The following is a 10,357-nucleotide window of genomic DNA, read 5'->3' as shown; positions in this document are numbered from 1 at the left end:
GGCGGCTCCATGGGGGGCGCGCGTGCGCTGGAGTGGGCCGTCGGCCATCCCGACGACGTGCGGGCGGCCCTGGTGCTGGCCGTCGGCGCCCGCGCCACCGCCGACCAGATCGGCACGCAGTCCACCCAGGTCGCGGCCATCACCTCCGACCCGGACTGGCAGGGCGGCGACTACCACCACACCGGCCGCACACCCCACACCGGCATGGAGATCGCCCGCCGGTTCGCCCACCTCACCTACCGCGGCGAGCACGAGCTCGACGAGCGGTTCGGCAATGACGCCCAGGGCAACGAGGACCCGACCAACGGAGGCCGGTTCGCCATCCAGAGCTACCTCGAATACCAGGGTGCGAAGCTGGTCGAGCGGTTCGACCCCGGCACATACGTGACGCTGACCGATGCGCTGTCCAGCCACGACGTCGGACGCGGCCGCGGCGGCGTGGCGGCTGCACTGCAGGGCTGCCGGGTGCCGGTGGTGGTCGGCGGCATCACCTCCGACCGGCTGTACCCGTTGCGGCTGCAGCAGGAGCTCGCCGATCTGCTGCCGGGGTGTTCGGGGCTCAACATCGTCGAGTCCCGCTTCGGCCACGACGGCTTCCTGGTCGAGACCGAGGCCGTCGGCGCGTTGATCCGCCGCACCCTGGACCTGGCGGCGACGTGAGCGACCCCGCCAACGACCGCTCGCTGTCGTTCGGCGCAGAGGCGGCGGCCTACGAGCGCGGCCGGCCGTCCTACCCGCCGGAGGCGATCGACTGGCTGCTTCCCTCGGGCGCGCGCGACGTCCTCGACCTCGGCGCGGGTACCGGCAAGCTCACCACGCGGCTGGTGCAACGCGGCCTCACGGTGGTGGCCGTCGATCCGATCCCCGAGATGCTCGAGGTGCTCTCCACCTCGCTGCCGGACACCCCGGCGCTGCTCGGCACCGCCGAGGACATCCCGCTGCCCGACGACAGCGTCGACGCCGTGCTCGTGGCGCAGGCCTGGCACTGGTTCGATCCCGAACGCGCGGTCAAGGAGGTCGCCCGGGTGCTTCGGCCCGGCGGGCGGCTCGGGCTGGTGTGGAACACCGCCGACGAACGCCTGGGCTGGGTCAAGGACCTCGGCCGGATCACCGGGCACGAGGAGGATCCGTTCAACGACAAGGTCACGCTGCCCGAGCCGTTCACCGGCTTCGAGCGCCGTCGCGTCGAGTGGACGAATTACCTGACGCCGCAGGCGCTCATCGACCTGGTCGCCTCGCGCAGTTACTGCATCACCTCGCCCGCCGAGGTGCGCACCCGCACGCTCGAGCAGGTGCGTGAACTGCTGAACACCCACCCGGCGTTGGCCAACACCAGCGGGCTGGCGCTGCCGTATGTGACGGTGTGCATCAGGGCGACGCTGCGCTGAGCCTGGCGCCGAACCACCTGTTCAGCGCGTGGCGCAGCCGCGACTCGTCGGCACCCTCGAAATCGTCCGTCGCACAGGCCACGTAGCCGTCGGGCCGGACGAGGAGCGCCGCAGGCCCGCCGGCGATCCGGCCGGAGACCACGTCCACCCTGTCGGCCCACGGCGCCGAGACGGTTGATGCGGCGCCGCCGGTCGCGTCGAGCAGGACGCCGCGGGCGTCGTGCAGCAGGTCGGTGACGCGGCGCCCGTCGTCGAGCACGAGATCGGGCACCATGAACCCGGACATCGGATGATCGTCGCCGACGTCATAGCGGACATCCGCACCCGCGAGAGTGCGTGCCAGGTGCCGCGCGACCTCACGCTGACCCGCCAGTTCACCGAAGAGCTCACGCAGCGCGCTGACTTCGGGCCCCGGCGCGGCCAGCGCGAGCTGAGCCAGCGAGTGCATCATCACCCGCTCGCCCACCGGACGACGCTCGGACTCATAGGTGTCGAGAAGCCCCTCGGGCGCCCACCCCTTCACCACCGCCGCGAGCTTCCAGCCGAGGTTGACGACATCCTGCATGCCGAGGTTCAGACCGGGCCCACCCATCGGTGAATGTACGTGCGCGGCGTCACCGGCCAGCAGGATCCGTCCGGCCCGGTAGCGTTGCGCCAGCCGCGAATTGATCCCGTCAAGACGGCGCAACGCATGCGTCTCCGGCGTCCTGGGCGCCTCGATCGCCACGTCGACACCGAGCACCCGGCTCAGACTGTCCTGCAGTTCGGCGAGCGTCATCGGAGCCTCGGTGCTGCCCGGCGTCCAGCCGTACTCGATGGTGCCGAGCATCGGCCGGTCCGGTTCGAGCGGGAACACCACGACGGTGCCGTTGTCGAATCTGCTGACGCCGAAGGCGAGTGTTCCGAAGCCCTCGATGTCGAAGCCGCGGCCTGGCACGAGTCGTGCGTCGGGCAGGCGGACGTGGGCGATCCTGCTGACGATCGGTGAGGTGTGGCCGGGGAACTCGATACCCGCGGCCTTACGCACCATGCTGCGGCCGCCGTCGGCGCCGACCAGAAAACCGGCGTCCATCCGGTGCCGCCGGTCCTGCGTGGCGACGGTCAGCGCCACGCCGTCCTCGCGAGCGTCCAGCGCGGTGAGCTCACTCCCCCAGCGGATGTCGACGCCCAGGTCACGCGCCCGCTTCTCCAGCAGGCGGACCAGCCGCGGCTGCGGAAGGATGAGTGCGTACATCGGATTGTCCTCGATACCGAGGAAACTCAGCGACATCCCGGCGAACATCCAGCCGTGGGCCGGTTGCGGCGGTCCCGCGTCCCCGCCGAAGGCGTGGTAGAGGCCACGCATGTCGAGCTGTCGGATCACCTGTCCGACAAGGCCGTTGGCCTTCGGTTCGGCGCTGGGTCCGGGCAGTGCGTCGAGCACGACCGGCCGGAGGCCGGCGAGCGCCAACTCACAGGCGAGCAGCAGGCCGTTCGGTCCGGCTCCGGAGATGGCCACGTCCACGCGTTCGTCGGTCACGACGTCCTCCCGGTGGATCCGCTCGGCTCGGGCAGTCCCGCGGCCACCTCGGCGAACGCCGTACGCAGCAGATCGGGGAGGGCGACCGGGGGTTCGGCGCGCACGTACGTCTCCATCGCCGCGTCGCCGACGGCGCGGATGACCGCCGCCACCAGTCGCGGATACATGTCCTTCGCGGGGTCGGTGCCGGTCCGCTCGGCGATCGCCTCGAGCCACTCGTCGAACAGTTCCCTGTTGGTCGCGTCCCGGATCTCCGGGCTCAGCAGCAGCTTCCGGACCTCGGCGAGTTCTCTCCGGTCGGGAATCCTGCTCTCCTCGCTGTCGGCGGCACGGAAGTCGGCCTCGAGCGGACTCAGGACGGCCTCGGCGATCGAGGTCCACAGCGGCTCGCCGGCGGGCCGACGCCGCAGTTCGTCGATGCTGTGTCGCAGCCGTTCGGTCTGGCGGTAGGCCAGCGCCTCGTACTTTCCGGTGAAGTAATTGTTGAACGTCCGCAACGACACGCCCGCCAGCTCGGCGATCGCCTCGCGGGTGACGGCGTCGAAGCCGCGTTCGAGGGCGAGTGCGAGCGCGGCGTCGCTGAGCGCGCGGCGGGTGTCCGCCTTCTTGCGTTCCCGTAGTCCGGCCATGCGGCCACTCTACATAATTTTGCACGGTAGGCAAGATTGCCCGGTGCGCAACTCTCAGCTGGTGCCCAACGGATCGATCGTCCACGCGACATAGAACATGGTCGCGCTCACCGCCGCGGTGGTGACGAAATCCGTTGCGCGCGAACGCACCACGAGAAGGCCGGCCCTGTCGTCGGAGAGCGCGAGGCGCAGGGCCGCCGCGACACCCACCCCGATGGCCATCACCAGCGCGCCGCGCCGCCAGTACCCGGCGACCACCAGGCCGAAGGCGGCGATGAGGATCAGGCCGACCGCCAGGATCGGCCACTGCCCCGCGAAGACCTTGCGGGCGAACTCCTTCGGGGTCATCGCCCCTTTTCGGCCCGCTCGACGACATTGGTCAGCAGGAACGCGCGCGTCAGCGGCCCGACGCCGCCAGGATTCGGCGACACGTGACCCGCCACGTCCCACACATCGGGCGCGACGTCGCCGACCAGCTTCCCGGCGTCGTCCCGGCTGACACCCACGTCGATCACCGCCGCGCCCGGCCGCACCATCTCGGCGGTCACCATGTGCGGCACGCCCGCGGCGGCCACGATGATGTCGGCCTCCAGGGTGAACTGCGGCAGGTGGCGGGTGGCGGTGTGGCACAGCGTCACCGTGGCGTTCTCCGACCGCCGCGTGAGCAGCAGGCCCAGCGGCCGGCCGACCGTGACGCCGCGGCCGATGACCACGACGTGCGCGCCGGCGATCTCCACCTCGAAGCGGCGCAGCAGGTGCACGATGCCGCGCGGGGTGCAGGGCAGCGGCGCCGGCTCGTTGAGCACCAGGCGGCCGAGATTGGTCGGATGCAGCCCGTCGGCGTCCTTGTCCGGGTCGATGCGCTCCAGTGCGGCGTTCTCGTCGAGATGCTTGGGCAGCGGCAGCTGCACGATGTAGCCGGTGCACTCCGGGTTGGCGTTGAGTTCGTCGATGGTCTCGTCGAGGGTGGCCTGGCTGATGTCGGCGGGCAGGTCGCGCCGGATCGAGTTGATGCCCACCTTGGCGCAGTCCGCATGCTTGCCGCGCACGTACGCCTGCGATCCGGGGTCGTCGCCGACGAGCACCGTGCCCAGCCCCGGCGTACGACCGGCGTCGGACAGCGCCGCGACGCGGTCTTTGAGGTCGACGAAGATCTCGTCGCGCGTGGCCTTGCCGTCCAACGTGATCGCACCCACGGCGTCCAGTCTCGCATGCGCTGTGACAGGCTCTGTCTTATGGACACTCAGCCCAATGTGTTCACTCCGGCCAAACTCGGCCCCGTGACGCTGCGCAACCGCATCATCAAGGCGGCGACATTCGAGGCGTCCACACCGGACGCCCTGGTCACCGACGACTTGATCAAATACCACCGGCTGCCCGCCGCGGGTGGCGTCGGCATGACCACCGTCGCGTACTGCGCGGTGACACCCGGCGGACGCACCGACGGCTGGCAGATCTGGATGCGGCCGGAGGCGGTGCCCGGCCTGCGACGGCTCACCGACGCCGTGCACGCGGAGGGCGCCGCCATCAGCGCCCAGATCGGGCACGCCGGACCGGTCGCCAACGCCCGCACGAACAAGGCCAAGTCGCTGGCCCCGATGCGGTTCTTCAACCCCCTGTCGATGCGGTTCGCCAGGAAGGCCACCCGCGATGACATCGAGGCGGTCACCAGGGCGCACGCCAACGCGGCACGGCTGGCGATCGAATCCGGGTTCGATGCCGTCGAGGTGCACCTCGGCCACAACTACCTGGCCAGTTCGTTCCTGAGCCCGCTGCTCAACCACCGCAAGGACGAGTACGGCGGGTCGCTGGAGAACCGGGCGAAGGTCGCGCGCGGCTTGGTTCGTGCCGTCCGGGACGCGGTGGGCAACCAGATCGCGGTGACGGCGAAGCTGAACATGACCGACGGGGTCCGCGCGGGGATCCCGATGGAGGAGTCGCTGCAGACCGCCAAGTGGCTCGAGGAGGACGGCGGGCTCGATGCCATCGAGCTGACCGCAGGCAGCTCGCTGGTGAACCCGCTGTACCTGTTCCACGGCGACGCGCCGGTGAAGGAGTTCGCCGGTGCGTTCAAGCCCCCGCTGAGCTGGGGCATCCGGATGACCGGCAAGAAGTTCCTGCGCGAGTATCCGTACCGCGAGGCGTTCCTCTTGGACAAGGCCCGGCAGTTCCGCGCCGAGCTGACGATGCCGCTGATCCTGCTGGGCGGCATCACCAACCGCGAGACGATGGACCTCGCGATGGCCGAGGGGTTCGACTTCGTGGCGATGGGCCGCGCACTGCTGGCCGAGCCGGACCTGATCAACCGTATTCAGGCCGACGCGCTGGTCCGCTCGGCGTGCACGCACTGCAACAAGTGCATGGCGACCATCTACAGCCACACCCACTGCGTCGTCACCGGCGCACCCGACGCCCTGGTCTGACCGCTCAATCCCGCGGCACCAGCGCGCGTGCGCAGTCCACGACTATGCCGTCGGCCGTGGCGGGAATGCGGCTGCGCGCCGCCAGGTGCCGGCGCACCACGGCCGACGGGATGTCGACCAGCGCGGCGGTGACTCGGTCGACCGGCCCACCCATGTCGCGAAGCTGTCGGATCAATCTGCGGTGCAGGGTTTTTCGACGGTCTTCGAGAACCGTCGGCCACTCGCTGCGGCAGAACGCGTCGGGTCCGGCCAGCAGTACCTGCGCCTCGTCCGCGTGGTCGCGGCACCACTGCACGGTGTAGAGCGCGCCTGCGGCGACCCGGTCCTGCCGTTCGCCGGAGCGCTCGAGCACCGCGATCAGGCCGTTCTGGAACCGCTCCTCGGTGCGCATCCAGAGTTCGCCGCACAGCGCGGCGCGCGACGGAAAGCGGTGGTACATCGACCCGCTCGGCGCGTCCACCGCGCGGGCCACCGCTGACACCGTCACCGCAGCCGCGCCGTCCGCGGCGACGATCGAGGCGGCCGCGTCCAGCAGCTGGTCGACGGTGAATCGGGCTGGCCGCGGCATGGCGCACAGTTTATAGTAGAGATGTATCTCTAATACGGAAGGAATCCCGATGAGCGATCCCACGGGTGTGGCCCGGCGGTTCTACGCGGCGATGGCCGACGGTGACGGCAGTGCCCTGTTCGACGTCCTCGCCGAGGATTTCGTGGCCGATGTCAGCGCCGGCATGCCGCACGGCGTCGGCGGTGAACACCGCGGCGCCGCCGAGACCATCACCGAGGTGTGGGCCCGCATCGACTCCCTCTACGACGTCGACGTCGCGCCGTCGGAGTACCTGCCGGTCGACGACCACCGGGTGGTCGTGCTCGGCGCCTACCGGGGCTCTGCCCGCGACGGCGGGTCGACGGTGGACGCGGCGTTCGCCCATGTGATCACCGTGCACGGCGAGAAGATGACGGCGCTGCGGCAGATCACCGACACCGCCCGGTGGAGCGTGCCAATTCCGGCCTAGCGGTAGCCGCCCTGACCTGCCGCGACGCCACCCGCGCCCGTCCCCCGGATCGTGCCGCGCCGCGCTGCGCGGTAGCGGCGGCAATTCCGGTGGCGGTACCGATAGAGTTGATCGCGATGAGCCGACCAGCACCGCCTGCGCTGACCGTTCGTTACGAGGGCTCCACCCGCACGTTCGCGCCGGGCAACGACGTCGTCATCGGCCGCGACCTGCGCGCCGACGTGCGAATCGCCCACCCCTTGATCTCCCGCGCCCACCTGGTGCTGCGGTTCGACCAGGGCCGGTGGGTGGCAATCGACAACGGCAGCCTCAACGGCATGTTCGCCAACGGCCGACGCGTCCCGTCTGTCGACATCCGCGACGGCCAGACGCTCAACATCGGCAACCCGGACGGCCCGCAGGTGTCGTTCGAGGTCGGCCGCCACCAGGGTTCGGTCGGCAGCCCACCGCCGACCACCGCGGTCCCCGTCGCGCGCCCCAACACCGGCTGGAACACCCCGCCGCCGCACACCGCGCCGGGACGTCCGCACATCGCGACGCCGCCCACGTCGCGGCCGCAGCAGCGCTACCCGACCGGTACGCAGCAGGGGTATCCGCCGTCGTCGCAGCAGCGGTACCCGACGGGTCCGGCATCGCATCAGACGCGGCCGCCGATGTCGCAGCCGATCTCGCAGCAGTCCAGTGAGCCGGTCACCCGCATGGGGCCGACGGCGGCGCCGCGCTCGAGCGACGGCGGCAATCTGGCCACCAGCATGCTCAAGATCCTGCGGCCCGGACGCACGCCGGAGACGCCGGCGGGAGCGGTGAAGATCGGTCGCGCGACCGACAACGACATCGTGATCCCCGACGTGCTGGCCGGGCGACACCACGCCTCGCTGGTGTCGACCGCGCAGGGCACCGAGATCGTCGACAACCGCAGCATCAACGGCACCTTCGTCAACGGTTCGCGGGTCGATTCGGCGTTGCTCCAAGAGGGCGACACCGTCACGATCGGCAACGTCGACCTGGTATTCAGCGGCGGCACACTGGTCCGGCGCACCGAGACCGCGGCCGCGACGGCCACCGGCGGCCTCGACGTGCACGGTGTCACCTGGACGATCGAGAACAACAAGACGCTGCTGGACAACATCTCCCTGACGGCGCGGCCGGGCACGCTCACCGCGGTGATCGGCCCGTCGGGCGCGGGCAAGTCCACCTTCGCCCGGCTGGTGGCCGGCTACACCCATCCGTCCAGCGGAACGGTCACGTTCGAGGGCCACAACGTGCACGCCGAGTACGCCTCGCTGCGCTCCCGCATCGGGATGGTGCCGCAGGACGACGTCGTGCACGGGCAGCTGACCGTGCGTCAGGCGCTGATGTACGCCGCCGAGCTGCGGCTGCCGCCGGACACCACCAAGGCCGACCGCGAACAGGTCGTCATGCAGGTGCTCGAGGAACTCGAGATGACCAAGCACCTCGAGACCCGGGTCGACAAGCTCTCCGGCGGTCAGCGCAAGAGGGCATCCGTGGCGCTCGAGCTGCTGACCGGGCCGTCGCTGCTGATCCTCGACGAGCCCACCTCGGGTCTGGACCCGGCGCTCGACCGCCAGGTGATGACGATGCTGCGCCAGCTGGCCGACGCGGGTCGCGTCGTGCTGGTGGTCACGCACTCGCTGACCTACCTCGACGTCTGCGATCAGGTGCTGCTGCTGGCGCCGGGCGGGAAGACCGCTTTCTGCGGGCCGCCGGCGAAGATAGGCGCGGCGATGGGCACGACCAACTGGGCCGACATCTTCAGCACGGTGGCCGGCGATCCCGACGCGGCCCAACAGCGGTGGCTCGAACTCAACGGCCCGCCACCCGCCCAACCGCCGGCCGATCAACCGGCCGACCTCGGCGAGCCGTCGAAAACCAGTCTGCGAAGGCAGTTCTCGACGATCGCGCGGCGCCAGATCCGGCTCATCGTTTCCGACCGCGGCTACTTCATCTTCCTTGCGCTGTTGCCGTTCATCATGGGCACGCTGTCGCTCTCGGTGCCGGGCACCGTCGGCTTCGGCGTCCCGAACCCGATGGGCGACGCACCCAACGAGCCGGGCCAGGTGTTGGTGCTGCTCAACGTCGGTGCGATCTTCATGGGCACGGCGCTTACCATCCGCGACCTCATCGGCGAGCGCGCGATCTTCCTTCGCGAGCAGGCTGTCGGCCTGTCCACCACCGCGTACCTGCTGGCGAAGGTCTGCGTCTACTCGATCTTCGCGATCATCCAGTCCGCCATCGTCACCGGTATCACGATTGCGGGCAAGGGATTCGGCGAGGGCGCGGTCGAAAAGGGTTCGGTGCTGGGCAATCCGTCGCTCGAGCTGTTCTTCGGGATGGCCGCGACGACGGTGACCGCGGCGATGGTCGGCCTCGCATTGTCGGCGCTGGCCAAGACCAGCGAGCAGATCATGCCGCTGCTGGTGATCGCGATCATGTCGCAGCTGGTGTTCTCCGGCGGCATGATCCCCGTGACGGGCCGCATCGGCCTCGACCAGATGTCATGGATCACCCCGGCCCGCTGGGGCTTCGCCGCGTCGGCGTCGACGGTGGACCTGATCAGACTCGTGCCCGGACCGCTGACGCCGAAAGACTCGCACTGGGAACACACCGGTGGCACCTGGCTTTTCGACATGGGGATGCTCGCGGCCCTCAGCATCGGCTATCTGACGTTCGTGCGGTGGAAGATCCGGCTGAAGGGCGCCTGAGCGCTCCTCTGACCTACGGGTGGCTGGCCGTCCTGTTGGTCACGACACGGCTGCAGCGGGCGGCAGGGCGGAAGCGGTCACGCTTGCTGCGCCAGCAGTCGACGAATCTGCATCACCTGTCGCGGGAGCCGCTGCGGGTGCTGGTCGCCAGCCTCTTCTGGCTCGACGGACGACGCTGGTGGCCTTATGTACCGGTGTACGCGGCGGTGCTGGCGCCCGCCGAGCGGAGGATGGGGTCAGGCCGGTGGCTGCTGGTCGGGCTGACCGCGCACATCGTCGGGACGGTGGCGGGGCAGGGATATCTTCGCCGGTCGATCCGGACCGGGCAGGCGCCGTCCCGGCTGGAGAACGCACGCGATGTCGGAGTCAGTTACTTCGTCCTGGGAGTCGCCGGTGCGGCGTCGCGGTACCTCCCCCGCCGGTATCGCGCCGGCGCGCAGGTGCTGGGTGCCGGTGCGCTCGTCGTCGACGTCGTCGTCCAGCCGACCTATACGGAGGTGGGCCACCTGACGGCGTTTCTGACGGGATTGGGTCTGACGCGCCTGGCGCGATAGTCGCCTCGGAGTTGTCCCCAGAGTCGGAATCGCCGCTGTTGCGTGTCGTACCCCTCTGCAATAATCGAATGTATGTTCGATCCAGCGCAGGCGAGTTTCGATGAG

11 protein-coding genes are annotated in these 10,357 nt (G+C 70.0%); 6 read left to right on the top strand and 5 right to left on the bottom strand.

Features of this window, described 5'->3' with window-relative positions; all coding sequences use genetic code 11:
* Nucleotides 1-660, top strand: a 660-nt coding sequence (locus tag Q2100_RS26540) for an alpha/beta fold hydrolase (protein ID WP_302916470.1), incomplete at its 5' end; no start/stop codon positions are given.
* Nucleotides 657-1,388, top strand: a complete 732-nt coding sequence (locus tag Q2100_RS26535) for a class I SAM-dependent methyltransferase (protein ID WP_302916469.1) — start codon at nt 657-659, stop codon at nt 1,386-1,388. The genes Q2100_RS26540 and Q2100_RS26535, both read left to right, overlap by 4 nt.
* Here the strand turns inward: Q2100_RS26535 and Q2100_RS26530 are convergent.
* The 4 genes from Q2100_RS26530 to Q2100_RS26515 are packed head-to-tail and all read right to left on the bottom strand — an operon-like array spanning nt 1,369 to nt 4,732.
* The gene (locus tag Q2100_RS26530; protein WP_302916468.1) at nt 1,369-2,907 is read right to left on the bottom strand and encodes an FAD-dependent monooxygenase; all 1,539 of its coding nucleotides are present in this window, start codon (nt 2,905-2,907) and stop codon (nt 1,369-1,371) included. The two genes, Q2100_RS26535 and Q2100_RS26530, sit on opposite strands and share 20 nt — an antisense overlap.
* Nucleotides 2,904-3,536: an acyl-CoA-like ligand-binding transcription factor gene (locus Q2100_RS26525; protein WP_302916467.1), complete on the bottom strand. Its 633-nt coding sequence runs from the start codon at nt 3,534-3,536 to the stop codon at nt 2,904-2,906. The genes Q2100_RS26530 and Q2100_RS26525 overlap by 4 nt, the downstream gene beginning before the upstream one ends.
* A gap of 54 nt (nt 3,537-3,590) precedes the next feature.
* Nucleotides 3,591-3,884, bottom strand: coding sequence for a DUF3017 domain-containing protein (locus tag Q2100_RS26520; RefSeq protein WP_264014480.1), 294 nt, complete (start codon nt 3,882-3,884; stop codon nt 3,591-3,593).
* Nucleotides 3,881-4,732 (bottom strand): bifunctional methylenetetrahydrofolate dehydrogenase/methenyltetrahydrofolate cyclohydrolase, encoded by an 852-nt coding sequence (locus tag Q2100_RS26515; RefSeq protein WP_302916466.1) that lies wholly within the window; start codon nt 4,730-4,732, stop codon nt 3,881-3,883. Before Q2100_RS26515 ends, Q2100_RS26520 begins: the two co-directional genes overlap by 4 nt.
* A gap of 39 nt (nt 4,733-4,771) precedes the next feature.
* On the opposite strand from Q2100_RS26515, the gene Q2100_RS26510 reads away from it, so the two are divergent.
* Nucleotides 4,772-5,959 carry an NADH:flavin oxidoreductase gene (locus tag Q2100_RS26510; RefSeq protein ID WP_302916465.1) on the top strand — a complete coding sequence of 396 codons (1,188 nt, stop codon included), beginning with the start codon at nt 4,772-4,774 and terminating at the stop codon, nt 5,957-5,959.
* Between the two features lie 4 nt (nt 5,960-5,963).
* Here the strand turns inward: Q2100_RS26510 and Q2100_RS26505 are convergent, their stop codons facing one another.
* Entirely contained in the window at nt 5,964-6,527 is a 564-nt protein-coding gene (locus tag Q2100_RS26505) for a TetR/AcrR family transcriptional regulator (RefSeq protein ID WP_302916464.1), read from the bottom strand.
* A gap of 49 nt (nt 6,528-6,576) precedes the next feature.
* Between Q2100_RS26505 and Q2100_RS26500 the strand changes: the two genes are divergently transcribed.
* The 3 genes from Q2100_RS26500 (at nt 6,577) to Q2100_RS26490 (ending at nt 10,252) form a co-directional block, all read left to right on the top strand.
* Complete coding sequence (locus tag Q2100_RS26500; protein WP_302916463.1) at nt 6,577-6,975, top strand: nuclear transport factor 2 family protein; 399 nt, start codon at nt 6,577-6,579, stop codon at nt 6,973-6,975.
* A gap of 116 nt (nt 6,976-7,091) precedes the next feature.
* Complete coding sequence (locus Q2100_RS26495) at nt 7,092-9,698, top strand: ATP-binding cassette domain-containing protein (RefSeq protein ID WP_302916462.1); 2,607 nt, start codon at nt 7,092-7,094, stop codon at nt 9,696-9,698.
* Nucleotides 9,671-10,252, top strand: a complete 582-nt coding sequence (locus tag Q2100_RS26490) for a rhomboid-like protein (protein WP_302916461.1) — start codon at nt 9,671-9,673, stop codon at nt 10,250-10,252. The genes Q2100_RS26495 and Q2100_RS26490 overlap by 28 nt, the downstream gene beginning before the upstream one ends.
* The last annotated feature ends 105 nt before the right edge of the window (nt 10,253-10,357 follow it).

Source organism: Mycolicibacterium arseniciresistens, from assembly GCF_030519285.1.
GTDB classification, from domain to species: Bacteria; Actinomycetota; Actinomycetes; order Mycobacteriales; family Mycobacteriaceae; genus Mycobacterium; species Mycobacterium arseniciresistens.
This window is presented reverse-complemented; position numbering and strand designations above follow the sequence as displayed.